At 53.5% G+C, this 14,910-nt stretch carries 15 protein-coding genes; 1 reads left to right on the top strand and 14 read right to left on the bottom strand.

Going from position 1 to position 14,910, the window contains the following annotated elements; translation table 11 throughout:
* Window position 1: 1 nt before the first annotated feature.
* From FMR86_RS08420 to pseF, 11 genes are all read right to left on the bottom strand, one after another.
* Complete coding sequence (locus tag FMR86_RS08420; RefSeq protein WP_239057183.1) at window positions 2–1,024, bottom strand: sialidase family protein; 1,023 nt, start codon at window positions 1,022–1,024, stop codon at window positions 2–4.
* Window positions 1,024–2,961 (bottom strand): glycoside hydrolase, encoded by a 1,938-nt coding sequence (locus tag FMR86_RS08415; RefSeq protein WP_163350652.1) that lies wholly within the window; start codon window positions 2,959–2,961, stop codon window positions 1,024–1,026. The genes FMR86_RS08420 and FMR86_RS08415 overlap by 1 nt, the downstream gene beginning before the upstream one ends.
* Window positions 2,962–2,966: 5 nt before the next feature.
* Window positions 2,967–4,163 carry an ATP-grasp domain-containing protein gene (locus FMR86_RS08410; RefSeq protein WP_239057182.1) on the bottom strand — a complete coding sequence of 399 codons (1,197 nt, stop codon included), beginning with the start codon at window positions 4,161–4,163 and terminating at the stop codon, window positions 2,967–2,969.
* Window positions 4,164–4,377: 214 nt separating this feature from the next.
* Entirely contained in the window at window positions 4,378–5,583 is a 1,206-nt protein-coding gene (locus tag FMR86_RS08405) for a bifunctional 2-polyprenyl-6-hydroxyphenol methylase/3-demethylubiquinol 3-O-methyltransferase UbiG (RefSeq protein WP_163350650.1), read from the bottom strand.
* 13 nt (window positions 5,584–5,596) lie between these two features.
* Window positions 5,597–7,129, bottom strand: a complete 1,533-nt coding sequence (locus FMR86_RS08400) for a TIGR04372 family glycosyltransferase (RefSeq protein WP_163350649.1) — start codon at window positions 7,127–7,129, stop codon at window positions 5,597–5,599.
* A 9-nt stretch (window positions 7,130–7,138) separates the two neighbouring features.
* Window positions 7,139–8,068, bottom strand: coding sequence for a transketolase family protein (locus FMR86_RS08395; protein ID WP_163350648.1), 930 nt, complete (start codon window positions 8,066–8,068; stop codon window positions 7,139–7,141).
* Complete coding sequence (locus FMR86_RS08390) at window positions 8,068–8,898, bottom strand: transketolase (protein WP_163350647.1); 831 nt, start codon at window positions 8,896–8,898, stop codon at window positions 8,068–8,070. Before FMR86_RS08390 ends, FMR86_RS08395 begins: the two co-directional genes overlap by 1 nt.
* Window positions 8,899–8,907: 9 nt before the next feature.
* The gene (locus tag FMR86_RS08385) at window positions 8,908–9,657 is read right to left on the bottom strand and encodes an SDR family NAD(P)-dependent oxidoreductase (protein WP_163350646.1); all 750 of its coding nucleotides are present in this window, start codon (window positions 9,655–9,657) and stop codon (window positions 8,908–8,910) included.
* A 5-nt stretch (window positions 9,658–9,662) separates the two neighbouring features.
* Window positions 9,663–10,577 (bottom strand): bifunctional 2-polyprenyl-6-hydroxyphenol methylase/3-demethylubiquinol 3-O-methyltransferase UbiG, encoded by a 915-nt coding sequence (locus tag FMR86_RS08380; protein ID WP_163350645.1) that lies wholly within the window; start codon window positions 10,575–10,577, stop codon window positions 9,663–9,665.
* A gap of 101 nt (window positions 10,578–10,678) precedes the next feature.
* Complete coding sequence (locus FMR86_RS08375) at window positions 10,679–11,713, bottom strand: PseG/SpsG family protein (protein WP_239057181.1); 1,035 nt, start codon at window positions 11,711–11,713, stop codon at window positions 10,679–10,681.
* The gene (pseF, locus tag FMR86_RS08370; protein WP_163350644.1) at window positions 11,670–12,356 is read right to left on the bottom strand and encodes a pseudaminic acid cytidylyltransferase; all 687 of its coding nucleotides are present in this window, start codon (window positions 12,354–12,356) and stop codon (window positions 11,670–11,672) included. The genes FMR86_RS08375 and pseF overlap by 44 nt, the downstream gene beginning before the upstream one ends.
* A 127-nt stretch (window positions 12,357–12,483) precedes the next feature.
* Here pseF and FMR86_RS08365 point away from each other — a divergent pair, with 127 nt between their 5' ends.
* Entirely contained in the window at window positions 12,484–12,912 is a 429-nt protein-coding gene (locus FMR86_RS08365; protein ID WP_163350643.1) for a PACE efflux transporter, read from the top strand.
* Window positions 12,913–13,016: 104 nt separating this feature from the next.
* On the opposite strand, the gene FMR86_RS08360 is transcribed toward FMR86_RS08365, so the two are convergent.
* The 3 genes from FMR86_RS08360 to FMR86_RS08350 are packed head-to-tail and all read right to left on the bottom strand — an operon-like array spanning window position 13,017 to window position 14,775.
* On the bottom strand, window positions 13,017–14,198 hold the full coding sequence (locus tag FMR86_RS08360; protein ID WP_163350642.1) for an NAD(P)/FAD-dependent oxidoreductase: 1,182 nt from the start codon (window positions 14,196–14,198) through the stop codon (window positions 13,017–13,019).
* Window positions 14,195–14,512, bottom strand: a complete 318-nt coding sequence (locus tag FMR86_RS20820) for a type II toxin-antitoxin system RelE/ParE family toxin (protein ID WP_163350641.1) — start codon at window positions 14,510–14,512, stop codon at window positions 14,195–14,197. The genes FMR86_RS08360 and FMR86_RS20820 overlap by 4 nt, the downstream gene beginning before the upstream one ends.
* On the bottom strand, window positions 14,503–14,775 hold the full coding sequence (locus FMR86_RS08350) for a CopG family ribbon-helix-helix protein (RefSeq protein ID WP_163350640.1): 273 nt from the start codon (window positions 14,773–14,775) through the stop codon (window positions 14,503–14,505). The genes FMR86_RS20820 and FMR86_RS08350 overlap by 10 nt, the downstream gene beginning before the upstream one ends.
* Window positions 14,776–14,910 lie beyond the last annotated feature (135 nt).

The raw sequence follows: 14,910 nt of genomic DNA, 5'->3' as shown, positions 1-14,910 counted from the left end.
TTTACCCCAGTTCCAGCACCATGCGTTCCACCACCGGCCCTTCGTGCCTGCGTGAAATGTAGTAAACCGCAATGACCTGCCCTTTATCATTCACCGCCAGATCACCGTAACCGCCGTGGAAGCGTCCGCCTTTGTACCATGCAAGGGTTTGCGCACGGCTCCATGTTGCGCCCTCGTCCTCCGAAATAGTCAGGGCCACGCGGCATTTTTTGTTTTTGCGGATCATGCCTCGATAGATAGCCAGCAGACGCCCGTCCGGCAGGAGTTTGACTGATGGGGCCTCCCCGTAAAGTCCGATGGGGACCGGGGTTGTCCATGTCTTCCCGTCATCATCGGAAGTCGCCTTGAACAGGCCGTCTTCGCATGGTGCCTGCCGCATCAGGGCCAGTATGCGCCCGGATGGCATCCGGGTGATTGATGTCTCGTTGAGCCTGTATTCCGGGAAATATTCATAGATATACGACTGTCCGGAGATCTCTCCGCTTTCGGGATTGAAACGGAAGGTGCCGCAGCCGGGACCGTTGTAGAAGGTTCCGATAAAAGTGCTCTCGTCATCAAGGGTAGGGATGAAGTGCCCGAAGGAGGCCCACTCCCCGCCGGGCAGCTCCAGCGGTTGGCGTTCAGGAAAATTATCGCCGCCGTCTGTGCTTAAGGAAAAAAAGTTGCGGCGCAGCTCTGGAGTGTGGGTGCGGGAGATGAGCAGTACTTTGCCCCCGCCTAGATGGGTGAGCAGAGCGTCATGTTCATTGGTCCGTTCCTGCGCGTGGCTGATGATAAGTTGCGGAGGTGAAAAGGTCTGCCCTCCGTCTGCGGAGCGGGTGGTGTAGATGTCTCCAGCCATACCGTGATCCATCCTCTGGCGCAGGTCTTCGCTGATATTCACTGCTCGGCGGAAGCCTACCAGCAGCTCGCCGTCCACATAGGTGATGGTGGGGAAGGATTGATAGCCGTCCCATTCCTGCGGGGTGATTCGTTTGGTATCGAGAATTGAAACTGAAAATTTGGGACGTTTGGCAACCATCATTATTCTCCGGGAAGGGGTTTTATGCTGAATCCGGTGCTAAAATTGAATTTGGGGTCGGAATTGCACCCCCGCAAACTGGTTTCATCCATTTCCTGCATGGAAAAAAAGACCCGCACAAATGGTGAAGGTGCGGCCTGTCTGCATTTGACCATGGTGATAAAGCCGTGCTCCGGGTAGAGGGGGCAGATTTCCAAAGCCCGTTCCGCTCCGCCGAGCACCACCCTTGAATCAGTCATGCCCAGTCCCTGTGAGGCCGAGACTGCAAATGAAATATTGTCGCTGTGGTCAAAGGTCAGGCCGTTCAGCTGAAATTCTTCTTTTCTGCCGCCGTTGCAGGTGGAGTAGAAAAGCCGGGTCGGGTCCATGTCTGCTGTAAGCAGGGTGACGTGTCCGATGCGTGCGTAGCCCGGCGGTCTGCTATCCAGTGCAAAACGGTACAGAATATCAATCTGTTCCTTGCCTTTATGGATACGCAGCACCTTATCAAGCATGCCCTGATATAATCCGATGGAGCCGGATACAGTGATGTATTCATCCGTTTCCTCAATGAACGGCGTGATCCGGGCCAGATCGGTATCCTTGGGGATTCCCGGTCCTTCCATGATGATGTGTCCGGAAAAAAAATCCGCTCCGAGGTCGATTTCATCAAAGTAGCCGTGGTCAAGGGTCCCGAGTGAAGGAATTCCATTATGGGAGGGGAACGATGCTTTCTGGATAGCCAGCCCCTTGGCTGTGTTCAGGGTGACTGATGCAGCCCCGGTCTCAATTTTAAGCATGCGCCCGTGCGGATTTGCGGGAATCCCGGAGATTTCAAAAGAGGGCTCCCGCACAACCGCTTTGGTTTCAGCTGCAAGTTGCTCCAGTTTTGCAAGGGCTGCGGCATATTTTTTTTTGGTGATGTGGGTGCGCAGGTCGCTGGACCAGCAGAAACAAAGTTTTCGCCATTTATCCTTGTTTCTGGAAAAGGTGAACCTCTGTTCAAGTTTGTGGCAGGCCGCCCGGCAAAGTGAATTCAGCCGGAAATCATCACGTCCGCTCAGTGCCCAGCGGGTGATGTTGTACTTGCTTTGTTTTTTGACTGGGATGGGCTGGCGTGCACAGGTCAGGTCCAGTTTGTTTCCCCCGGAATTATGATCAAGATCGCGCAGAACCTCAGACGGCAGCCGGAATTCATGGCCCCGTTTGCTCAACACCTCAAAAGCCTGCCGGATCAGCTGCCATTCACTTTCTGTGTTTTGGGCAGCCTCATATTTGTAGCGTCCGGGTCGGAAATCAAAAATTTCAGCATCATTGCCGTATACCGGAAGCCATCCGTCTCCTGTGCCGAGATTTTCCATGTAATCAAGATATTCGGAAAGTTCCAACTCCCGGTGTGCGAACCTCTGCAGCTTCTGGAAAACCATGGATCGGCTCCAGATTACCGGGATGGATTCAGCGTCAGTCCCTTTTGCGCGCTGGGGAAAATGCTGGATGTGTTCGGGCCAGTCGGCGTAGCGGGCCGGGTTGTCGTAATCCATGAATACGGCTTTGTATCCGGCTTCACGGTAATGTTCGACCATGCCTGCGGACCATGCCTGTTCGTTGACCAGCGCGATCTGCGGGGTCGTATCCAGAATTTCCTGCCCGGTCTGCATGCCCAGCGCGAGATTGGCCCGGTTTACAGAAGGCGGCACAAGGGGGCCGATGATCTGCCCGTAGCCGCTGCCGACGAATTCGGTTTTATGTTCACGCAGCAGGGCTTTGAAATTTGTGATCCATTCAGGATCAAGATCGCGGATGATTTCAAGGGTTATCCCGGAAGCCTCGATGCCAAGAGGAAAGCCGCTTTCGGCCAGCTTCAGCAGCGGCCAATAGCAGCGTTTGATAACCTCGGTACGGCTTTCTTCGGGAATGGAAGAAAACATGAGGTTGAGATGAAATATGGCGAATATTTTCATATCAACTATGCGGTAACGATTTTAATGGCGGCAACAGCCGCTTCAACCCGCTTTATGGCTTCTTCGCGGGTTTCAGCCCTTGCCATGACTACGCCGGCCCGGGCCGGGTGGCTGGTGGCTGGGGAAATTGCTTCGCCCACAGCGGTGCGGATTTCCAGCATGCTGATTCCGTCCATCTTCCGGGCCTCTTCCACTCCTTCAATGGCGGTTACCTTTCCCGGCTTGGGGAAAAGGTAACGCTGGGCGACACCTTTCTGGAATGGCGGAATCATATTTTCAGGAGCCGGAGCCTCTCCAAGGGCCAGCCGGATGGCCGTACTTACAAAATCCACCCCCGTATTCCACGGAATTTCATGGGAACAGAAATAGCCCCCGGAAAGACGGGCCGCCATTTCAATTACATACGGCCTGCCTTCATGTACTACCATATCACCCTTGAACATGGAATTTTCAATGCCCAGCGCAATGGCAGCCTTGCCGGAAAGCTCCTTTACCGCGTCCTGTGTGTCCTGATCCAGAAAAGAGGGCAGATCTCCGCCGTTCTCGATAATATTCGGCGCGAAGCGGTCCAGAAATTCATAGTTGCGGTCCGAGAATCCGGGGCAGAAGCACTGTCCGTTGACCACAAAACCCTCGGTGCTGACCTGCGGACCATGGAGGTACTTTTCCACCATGACCCGACCGCTGGGTGATTCTTTTTGCGAGCACTCAAAGGCCCACTGCGGGTCGGGCATATGCGGCGATCCGTAAACAAGCCGCAGCACCCCGCGCGCACCACGGCTGTCCACGGGTTTGATGACCAGTGTTTCCTGCTGGTCAGCCAGAAGCTGTGCCAGTTCGTCCGCGCTGAAGATTTCCCGGTACCACGGAATGGGAATGCCGCACTCTTTGAAGCGGTCCTTCATGGCTTTTTTGTCCGTTGCCAGCCGGGCCGTTTCCGCACTGACCGCAGTCAGTCCGAAATGATCGGCAACTGCTGCAACAGTGCCGGGAGCATCAACCGCAGCGCAGATGACCCCATGCGGTTTACCGCCCTTTGCTGACCATTTGTTCAGGGCGGCAACCGATTTTTCAGGGGTGTAGACACAACCGATGACCGATTCATGGGCATGGGCGAATCCGGGAGCCTGCGGGTTGGCGTCAACAGCCAGCACATACAGGCCCATCTCGCTGGCCCTCTGCAAGACTGGAATGGATTCCAAACCAGCCCCTATTACGATTAATGTCTTACGCATAAGTTATTTAGCTTTTGACGGTTAGCCATATGAAACGGCGAAGCCAAACTAAAAAGTTTTGGGATTCTTGCATTAGCTCTTAGGCAAGCGGTCTTCCGCGAGTCTTAGAGATAACGACAGTGGAACAAACCCTTTTCCCAAAAGGGTTTAAGGCCCCCGGCAGGGCCGCCGGAGGCATCTCTTAAATCTTTTTACGGCAGACCATAAAAGTATTCTGGCCTTTGGGATCATCGGGGAAGATAATGCGTCCCTGCTTGATGCCTGTGGTTTTCACTATTTCAAAATGTTCGGAACAAAGCCCGCTGATCTCCTGCAGAGAAAACTCGTGCAGATGCTGGGAGTTGACCGGGATATGTCCGAGACTGTTCTGGGGGGTGCTTAAGATGAGCAAGCCGCCCGGTTTGAGCACCCGTCGCATCTCCTTGAAATAGGGTGCCGGATCAACGTGCTCCACGGTTTCGAAACTGGTCACCGCGTCAAAACAGTTGTCTTCGAAACCGAGGGAGGTCGCATCTCCGGTCTGAAAGGTGATGTTATCATAATATTTGCCGGATGAGGCACGGCGCACGGTCTCAATGTCGAGATCGGCGGCGACTACTTTCTTCGCTTTATCGGCCAACATTCTGGACCCGTATCCGGGTCCGCACCCGCAGTCCAGTACCTCTGCATCCGGGCCGATGTAATCAAGGGCCATTTCGTAATGGAAACTGAGCTGATCCCCGGCATTGATGGATTTGCTGCTGTCCACGTTCATGTTACCGGCAATGTAAACCTGCTCTGCGGTTTCGCGACATTTTTTCAGCCACTCTTCGCTGACGGCTGGGCCGGGTACACGGGCGCATTTGAACTTGTCTGTTGCGGTGAACATGAAAAATTTGGGATGGACCCGGTAGGCAGCTCCATTGGATCTTTCTTCAAGTATGGAGAGTGCTTTTTTAAGTGCTCCCGGCCTGTAGATATCCGATGTGAGCTGGATGGGAAAATCGTCTTCGGTCTTAACGCAGTCCAGTCCGTTCTTGGATGCCTGATTGAGCATGGTTCGGGCGTGGTCGGTCAGCCAGCCGAAATGAAGTCCGTCCACCCGGATAACCGGGACATGGTCGCCTGCGTCTTCAAGGGCTGCGATCATGCGTTCCAGCGGGCTTTCATCAAAGCCGTAAAATACGCTGACCTTGTTTTCCGGGAACATGGCCGGGAGTTCGTCCAACCTGCCTCCACGGTCAAATTCCGGCGCGATGATGCGTACATCCGCTGCGGGAAATTCCTTGAATCCGTTTTCGATGGTCAAGGCTACCACCGGACGTCCGTCGACTTCATTCATGCACCAGTCCGGTGCGCCGCTCCATGCCCTTGATGCCGCCTGTACAAGTATAATCGGGTTATCCATCAGCTGTCCTTGTTCAGTTAAAGAGTTCGTCCGCATGCTTTTGCAGGAAGTATGCGCTGATCGGGGTTTCAAACCGTGAGTTGCAGTCTGAAACCTTGAGATATGAAAAGTAGCGGCTCTGCAACTCCCGTTCCTCTGCTGTGGCCCGCCACTCTCCATTTGTGCGCAAATGCATTTCCCGCATGGCTTCCAGAAGTTCTTCTTCTGTATTGTCGATAACCTCAAAATCGGAATCTGCAAAGTTTTCAATGGGCCATTTGCTAATTTTGGCAGATATTATTTCAGAAATGTTTAAAATCCGGCCTGTGGATTTCGAACGGATCAGTTTAAACAGGGCCAGATCCTCCGGGGAGCAGTACTCAATTACCTCCAGCCGGGCGGTGTTGACCCGCAAGCAGGGAACCCGGAACATGTTGGCCACATGCATGGGACCGCTCTGTACTCCCACAAAAAATTTGCAGGTGGCGGGCAGGTAGATGTCCATGAAATCATTCTGCTTTCCGCAGGTGGCGTAATCAACAAAGTTGGGATGATCAATTTTAAGCGGTTCTTGAACAATATTGCCGATCCTGATCACGTTGTATCCCAGACGGAGCAGCTCTTCGGCCCCGGCTTTGAAGGTGACAATATCCATGTTGCGCGGCTCCTGCATGTCCCCGTCGCTCTCCGGCATGGTCTGTTGCAGAAAAGCGTTGTCCCGTCCCAGCAGACAAATGTGTGGACGGTCAGCATCAAGGCCGAGTGCAGCAAGTTCGCTCCGGCCCCGCTCAATTTCGTCGGGGGTAAAGCTCACATGGGTGTCGGTCTGCCGGGTCAGACATTCATAGTCGCGGGCAAAGGATATTTTGCGGGTATTCATGAGCAGTTCATGTTTTTCGCGCAGATTGAAAAAGCGTACGGCCTGCAGCAGGTAGCGATCCCAGCGGCAGATTCGCATGCGGCGGGAAAAGAGTTTTCCCAGTGCTTTGTTGGCAACCTGTCCGTCTTTGAAACAGAACAGGTCAAGATATCCGTCATGCCTGCCCAGTTCTTTTTCCGCGAGGTACAGCTCACAATCAAGGACCAGATGCCCCAGCCGGGAGGAGTAAATTTCAGCCACCCGCAGGGGTTTTAACATGGATACTGTTTTGATCAGCAGAGCCAGCGCACCCAGAGAAACCCATTTCAATATTTCTTTGCAAGGGTTGGGTTTTAATTGCGGATCAGCCGGGCTGAGTTTGTTGCGCACGCAGGTGCTGATGCGCAGGTCGTAAAAATTCTGATAGAACGAGACTGCCCGGATAACATTGTCGTGATCGCAGACCATGCCGCAGACAATGACCGCTTCATGCGCTCTGAAGGAAAGTATGCTCTTCAGCAGGGGCGGGAAGAGGGCATGAAAGCTGCCGGAGAAAAAAACGGTCTTTTCACCAGCAAAAGCCCCCCGGTCCCTTTCCGGGAGCAGGAGCAGGACTTCCGTGCTGCTGCGGTCCACGGTGGCAAGAAAGTCGCTGATGTGGCACTGCTGGGCAGTGCCGATGATGAGCAGACGTTTTCGTTCAGCCATTGTGCCCCGTTATTTCCGCTTCAGGACTTTGCGTACTGCGGCAGCAATGTCGTCGGGCATTAGTCCGTATTCACGGGCAAGGTCTTCCGGTTCCCCGGAGCTTCCGAAAACATCATCCACGGCCACCCTTTGCACTGGTACCGGATGGTTTTCGCAGACGATTTCCATGACCGCACCCCCAAGACCGCCGTACTTGTTGTGGTCCTCACAGGTTACAACAGCTCCGGTTTCTTTTGCGGCTTTGATTACAGCTTCCTCGTCCATGGGCTTGAGCCAGCTCATGTTCAGCACCCGGCAGAAGATGCCTGCCTCTTTCAGTTTTTCCGCTGCCTGCACGGCCCGGTGGACCATTACTCCCACAGCCATGATGGTGCAGTCTTCTCCCTCGGCAAGAACCTGTGCTTTGCCCGGTTCGAATCTGGTGCTCGCATCAAAGACATCAGGCAGGGGAGAGCGTCCGGTACGCAGGTAGAGCGGGCCGTGGCTGTCCAGCAGATGGGGCAGCATGGCCCGCATCTCCAGCGGATCAGCCGGGGAGACCACGGTCATGTTGGGGATGGCCCGGTAAATGGCGATATCTTCAAGGGCCTGATGGGTGGCTCCGTCCGGTCCTACGTCCAGACCTAGGTGGCTGGCCGCGATTTTGACGTTGAAATCCGGGTAGGCAATGGAGTTGCGGGCCTGCTCCAGCGCGCGCATGGAAGCGAATACCGCATAGCAGGTCACAATGGGAATCACTCCCGATTCCGCCAGTCCGGCGGCCATGGAAAACATGTTCTGCTCCGCAATACCGCACTGGATGAAGCGGTCCGGGCAGGCTTCACGGAAATGATAGGTTCCGGTTCCCCCGGCCACATCGGCGTCAAGAACCACAAAATCGTCACGGATGGCGGCCAGTTCCACAAGGGCTTTGCCGAATTCGTCTCTCATATTCTGCATTATTCCAGCCCTCCGCACCCGCATTCGCGCAGTGCGCATTCCCGTTCCTCTCCGGTGGGGCAGAGGCTGCCGTGCCATTTGGGAACATTTTCCATGTATGAGATTCCTTTGCCCTTCACTGTGTGGGCGATGATCATGGTCGGTTTGCCTGCTGTGGTACGGGCGCGCTGAAGCGCGTTCTCGATTTCCCGGAAGTCATGGCCGTCAATCTCAATGACCTGCCAGCCGAAAGCCTTGAATTTATCGCTCAAAGGCTCAAGGGCGGTGATGTTTTCGTTGAGGTCGTCACTCTGAAATTTATTGTAATCCACCAGCGCAACAATATTATCCAGTTTGTGGTGCGCGCCGAACATGCAGCCTTCCCAGATCTGGCCTTCGTTGAGTTCCCCGTCACCGAGGAGTACGTAAGTGCGGTTGTCGCGTCCGGCCCGTTTGGCACCAAGTGCACAGCCCAGTGCAAAAGAGAACCCCTGCCCCAGCGAACCGGAGTTGAATTCCACGCCGGGGGTTTTTACGCGATCCGGGTGGCCCTGCAGCATGCCGTCCGCGTGGCGCAGTTTTTTGAATTCTTCTTGGGAGAAAAAGCCCTTCTCCGCCAGAGCGGCGTAAAGCGTGAGGCAGGAATGGCCCTTGGAAAGGATGAAGCGGTCCCGGCAGGGATCATCCATATTCGTCGGACTGAAACTCATTTCCTTGGCAAAGAGGTAGCTGACGATCTCTACACAGGAAAGGGAGCCCCCCGGATGGCCGGACCCGGCATAACAGTTCATGGTGATGATGGATTTGCGCAGCTCGGCGGCGAAATTCACAAGTTCCTGATACTGGTCCATTTGTTCTCCTTAGAAATAGAGTCCGCCGTTGACATTGATGGTCTGGGCGGTGATGTAGGATGCTTCGTCCGAGGCAAGGTAGGCCACGCTGTCCGCCACTTCCGCAGCTGCGGCAAAACGTTTCAGGAGCACGTTTTCAGCGGCCTTCTGTACTGCCGGATTCTGCATTCCCGCATCTGCCATGTCCGAAACCACCAGTCCGGCGGCAACAGTGTTGCAGCGGATGTTCCACTGGGCCCCGAAGCGTGCCGCAACCTGAGTCATGGAAATCAGCCCGGCCTTGCTGGCAGCATAATGTGCGGTGCGCGGTCCTCCGTACTGTCCGCTCACCGAGCCGATGTTGACCACACTGGCCCCTTTGCTTTTCTTGAGCAGTTCAAGACAACGCTGGGTGCACAGGAAGGGGCCTTTCAGGTTCACCGAAAGGATACGGTCCCATTCATCCGGGGTGATTTTGTCGAAATCCTGCGGATCATTGATCCCGGCATTGTTGACCAGTACATCAAGCCTGCCTTCATTGGCGGCAATGTCGGCTACAACCGCGTCCACGGAATCCGCATCGCTGACTTCAAGCTGCAGGATGCGCGCTTTGCCGCCTTCCTGGGAGATTTCTGCCGCGGTTTCTTCTGCGCTTGTGCGGTCACTGACCCATGTCAGAATAACCTCTGCGCCCTCGGCGGCCAGTTTCCGGCTGATGGCTTTGCCGATTCCGCGCCCGCCTCCGGTAACCAGTACGATTTTATCTTTTAATCTTTGCATATATTTTAATCCTTTTTCCCGGCCATGAGCACTGCGTGGCGTCCGAATCCGGCCTCGGCCAAGCTGCTGTATAGTTTGTCCAGAACATCGCGGTTGCCCGTGCGGGTCAGATTCAGTTCCAGTTCTTTGCGCATGGCGTGGCATTCGCGGCCCAGCTGCGGGTCTTGAAGATAGTTTTTGCCCATGAGCAGGAACAGTTCCATGGGGAAAGTTGTTTCATAATGCAGCGGTTCAAAATCCAGCCTCCGCAGCAGTCTTTCCAGCGAATTGCGGTTGAAGAAATTTATGTGATGGGGCGGTGCCAGCCACCATGGTTTTTCGCCGAGGTCCTCATGCATGATCCTTTGCAGTTTATTGTAATCGTTGGGTACTCCGATGACAATCAGTCCGCCGGGGTTAAGCACCTGTCTGCATAGGGCGATCATGGATATGGGATCGGGCAGGTGTTCGAGCACTTCCCAGAGATGGACCACATCAAATTTACCTATGGAGTCAGCGCAGGCCTGATCGAATATCCCGTGAACCACATCAAGTCCCAGAGAGCGGCAATATTCAGCAGCCTTGTCTGAAGGCTCCACACCTCTAGCCTGCCAATCCAGTTCCATGGCCTGCTTAAGGAAAAAACCGTTGCCCGATCCTATATCCAGAATGGAACCCTTGCGTTTGAGCTGCTTTTCAATGGATTCCAGCCGGGCAGCGTTGGTGGTTTTGTGCCACTCCTCGTCTTCCAACTGGTGCTGAAGCATGAGCGGTTTATCTTTCACGTGGTATTCGTGCTTGTAGATGCGGGCCAGTTCCTCTTCATCGGGAATGGGAATGATGTGTTTGAAGCCGCAGCTTTCGCAGTGGATTACATCAAATTCTCCAACGGTATGCAGCACTATGCCGCTATGTTCGACCCAGCATTTTCTGTCGCTCAAAATTTATGCTCCAAGAAGATTATGATGCGCTACGCGCTTTTGTCGGACGGATTTCGCCTCCGGCGGCCAAAGGGGATAATTTCCTTTGGAATCCCTAGTAGTTAAATTCTTTTTATGATCAGAGATGCAATGTTTTTGGCACCCTCGCCGATCTTCAGTCCGGCAGCTTTTGCAGCCATGGATTTTAATGCTTTCTGGTCGCAAATGAAATTTTGCAGCTCTGCAGCCAGTTTTTGCTCCGGGATGCGGTCAAATTTTCCCAATGAAACCGCTGCTCCGCATGCATGCAACGCTGATGCCGAGCGGGCGTGGTCCTTACTCAGGCAGAGCAGCAGTTGTGGCACCCCGCAGGCCGCCAGTTCATAAGCGGTCATGCCGAAGGAAGCTATGGCTGCGTCGCAGCCCTGCATGGGCAGGGACATGTCCTTTATATCATGCAATAATTTAATCTTATCACCGTGCTCTAGCGTTATCTTGCGGATTCTGTCCAGATTATTGAACATGGGACCGATGACAACCTCGGCCTGCCAGTCTTCGGTTACGAATTTTAATCCCTGCAATATTTTCAGGGTCAGCTCGTGGGGATCGCTGCCACCCATGCTGATCAGTAATTTGGGCGGGGAGTGAATTTTTTTTGCTTGCGGGGGTAAGCGGAATTCCCTGCGCAGGGGAATGAACTCCCAGCCTCGATGGATGGTGCCGTTAAAATCGGTCCAGTCCAGCTCATGGAATTGCGGCACCGGCGGGTAGAAGGCCAGATCTGCATGCAGTCTGTTGGGGGTGGGGTCATCGATGCTGACCAGCTGTTTTTTCGCTGATTTCACGCGTTGGAAAAAAGATGTTGAAAGCGGAATCCGCAGGTCGAGGATTACCGCCGCTTCATTGCTGAATTGCCAGCTGTTGAAATCCATAACCGGAGCAACTTTGAATCCGGCTTGGGTGACTTTTTTCTCAGCCGCAGGAGGACCCCGGAATCCGAAGATTGATTCCCGTCCGAATTCATCACGCAAGGCTGCGGCAAGAGCCATGCAGCGTCCGGCGTGTCCGAATCCACTCTCAGGTCCGGCTTCGCAGAAAAAGAGAATCGGTCCGTTATTCATCATCACACATGAAGGCTTTGTAGATACGTTCGGCAATGCGCCAGTCTTCTTCGGTATCAATGTCCACCACCATATGGCGGGGCAGGAAATAGGGCATGTTCAATCCCTGTTTCCGGTCCGCAGGCAGGTCGGTCAGTTCTGTCCAGTAGAACTGGGCCGCATCATGGAAAAATACAGGCAGATCCTGTGATCGGCAGGGGGCGTATTCCGGGAAGGCGTATTCAACGCCGCCCTGTTCATTCTGCTTGAAAGAGCGCAGCACAGGAAAGGGGAATTCTGCCACACCGAGCACGCAATTGGCCCGGTGTTCACGCAGCATTTTATATCCGCCGCGAATATTCTCAGCAGTGACAAAGGGGTTGGCGTAGAATTGGCAGTAACGTTCAGGCTTGCCCCAATTTTCGCGGACCCAGCCCAGAGCATGGTCCACAACCGGCTGGGTGGGGGTGAAGTCATCGGCAAGTTCCGCCGGGCGCATGAAAGGAACTTCTGCTCCGTATTGGCGGGCAATTTCTGCGAATTCTTCGCTGTCCGTACTGACCAGAATATGGTCGAAGAAACCGCTCTCACGGGCGGCCTCAATGGTATAGGCGATAAGCGGCTTGCCCAGAAAAGGGCGGATGGATTTTTTTGGGATGCGTTTGCTGCCCCCGCGGGCGGGGATAATGGCGACCTGCACGATACTTCCTCCGGCTTTGTTTCAGGTAAGTGGCTTCTGTTATATTAAAGTATCATGCTGAAAACAATAACTATCTTTTTATATTATCCTCTTGAATCTGTAGCGGCGCAGCAGTACCCTAAGCCGCATGAGAACAACAGCAGACAGAATACGGCACACACTTTTATTTGAGATTATCGGGCTTTGCACCTGCACCCCGCTGGCCGCGTGGATACTTGATAAGGATATGGGCCGCATCGGGATCATGAGTGTCGCCATATCCATGACCGCCATGGTCTGCAACTATGTCTATAATCTTATTTTCGATAAGGTGTTGGTTGCCATGAACCGTCCCGTAAATGTACGCCCCACATGGATGCGGGTGCTGCATGCAGTATTGTTTGAAATTTCGCTTCTGACCATCACCGTACCGTTCGTGGCATGGTGGCTGGATATGACCCTCTGGCATGCCCTCATCGCCGATATCGGGTTCGCGCTTTTCTTTCTGGTCTACGCCTTTGTCTACAACTGGGTCTACGATATTGTTTTTCCCATGCCCGTGGAACAGCACGGCTGATGCCTCCGGCGGCTCTCCGAGGGCCAAAGAAACTTTTTGAAAAAAGTTTCTCTGGACTCTTCAAAAACTTTTACTAGGCTTCGCCGTGTAGCTTGGCTGACTTGCTATACAAATTGGGCGGCGGCGTAGCCTGATGACCACGCCCATTGGAGGTTGTACCCTCCCAGCCAGCCGGTCACGTCCAGAACCTCTCCGATAAAATATAGACCGGGTACTTTCTTCGCTTCCATGGTCTTTGACGAAATTTCGGCAGTGTCCACTCCTCCGGCGGCAACCTCGGCTTTGGCGAATCCTTCTGTTCCCTGCGGTTTGACCACCCATGCATGAATGTGTTCGGCAAGGGCTGATGTACGTTTCTTGGTCAGCTGACTAAGCGGGGTATCTCCGTCCTGATCCTCCAAAAGGAGTCCAACCATTTTGCGGGTGAAGAATTGCGCGAGGAAATTTTTCAAGGCAGTATTTTCAGTGCGGTTCGCTTCAAGCAGTTCCGAAATATCGTGAGCAGGCAGCAGGTTGACGGTCAAAGCAGAACCACGCCGCCAGTAGTTTGAAATCTGGAGCACTGCCGGGCCGGAAATACCCTTATGGGTGAAAAGCATATCACCGGCAAAAGTCCGTTTTTCGCAGGTAATCTCCACAGGAAGGGCATTGCCGCTCAGCTCCTTGCAGAATTTACCATCCCGTCCGCCGATGGTAAAAGGTACCAGTGAGGGCCGCGCCGGAAACACATTCAGCCCGTACTGTTCCGCCAGCTTGTACCCGAAAGAAGAAGCACCCACCTGCGGCCATGCCGGGGAACCCAGTGCCACAACAAGGGATTCAGCCTCAAAAACCTGCGATCCGCTGCGCACTGCAAACGGCCCCTCGCCGCTGACTTCTTCAATCTCACGGTCAAGGAGAGTTTCCACACCCGCGCGGTGGCACTTGGAAACCAGCAGCCCGGCAATCTGTCCGGCCCCCTCAAGGGTAAACAGCTGCCCGTCCTCGCGCTCTTCGTATTCGATCCCGGCCTCAGCAACAAAGGAAATAAAGTCCCACTGATTGTGCCGCGCCAGCGCGGATTTCACAAAGTGGGGATTTGCCGAAATATAGTTATCCGCCGCAACATCCATATTGGTAAAGTTACACTTGCCGCCCCCGGCCACCCGGATTTTACGCCCTGCCTTACCGGAATGGTCCAGCACCAGCACCTTACGCCCGCGCGTTGCAGCATGCATGGCACAGTACAGCCCGGAAGCCCCGGCACCGAGGATGATTACATCATATTTAGAAGAGGTATTGCTCATGGGAGGGGTTGTAGGCTGGATTGGGGGCTTTGGTAAAGGGGGAATTTAGCGGGTTCTTTGGAATGCCAGATCCGCAAAATATATACGTAATCTGGCTTCTCTGTGTAGCGAACAACGTACCTGCCGAATGTAAAATCTCGCATATTTTCAATGTGTTCTATGGTTCTGCCAAGCTGTGGATGCAATGAAAAACGGTTGATTGCGCTTTTTAAATTTAGCACTGTGGTACGGGCTGAGTCTGGATCGTGTTCAGCGATAAAATTATAAATTCTTTTCAGATCATCAACAGACTCAGGAGAAAACCTTATTCGCATTTAGGAGCTTCCTTCACATTGTCAGTTCCCCACGAATCAAGCCAATCGAAAACTTCGTCCCCTTCAATAAATCGTCCTGCTTCAATGCTTTCCAAGGCCAGCATTGTTTCAGCATCACGTTTTTTAGTCTCTTCGTGCTTACGCACAAAATCAGCCATAAATTCCCGTAGAAGATGACTGGAACTTTGCCCTCGGTCTTTGGCCGCAAGTTCAAATTTTTCTTTTAAATCAGATTCTACACGGGCTCGTATGGTTTCCTGCATAGGTTTTCTCCTTCTGTAGCTACAGTATGCTACTGGAGTGTGGTTGTAAATGTGTTTCGATGTCTACAAAACAATTTATGCAAGTCGTTGTGTTGATCTAATTAAAACCTAAAGTTTTATTAAGGTTATCCGATA

The organism is Desulfovibrio sp. JC010 (genome assembly GCF_010470675.1).
Classification (GTDB): Bacteria; Desulfobacterota; Desulfovibrionia; order Desulfovibrionales; family Desulfovibrionaceae; genus Maridesulfovibrio.
Note: the sequence above shows the minus strand (reverse complement) of the source record. Positions and strands in the feature narration are given on the sequence as shown.